The sequence below is a fragment of the Neisseria sp. P0014.S002 genome (genome assembly GCF_051958295.1).
Lineage (GTDB): Bacteria > Pseudomonadota > Gammaproteobacteria > Burkholderiales > Neisseriaceae > Neisseria > Neisseria flavescens_B.
The window spans coordinates 1-253 of sequence record NZ_JBQCVO010000094.1 but is presented as its reverse complement, the minus strand read 5'-3'; the positions used below and the strand labels follow the sequence as shown (position 1 = coordinate 253).

1 protein-coding gene is annotated in these 253 nt (G+C 36.8%); it reads right to left on the bottom strand.

The window, feature by feature from the left end; all coding sequences use genetic code 11:
• On the bottom strand, positions 1–253 hold a 253-nt coding region (locus ACTHSX_RS10750), incomplete at both ends, for a phosphate-starvation-inducible protein PsiE (protein ID WP_440379680.1).

Here is a 253-nt window from a genome sequence, read left to right as displayed (position 1 = left end):
ATACAACACTAAACAAAGTGCAATAACCATAATTAAAATCGCGCCTGCGAATAAGATGGTATCAACTGAGCTTTCATGATTCACAATGATCAGGCGCAACATGGCGGTAATCCCCGCATAAATAAAATATCGCAAAGGAAAGTGATAGCCACTTTTAAAATATTGCACAATAAGGCCAATAAAACCGAAATATAAGAAAAACATCACAGCTTGTTCAGCAACATCATAAGGCACTACGCTTGATGTATTGAAC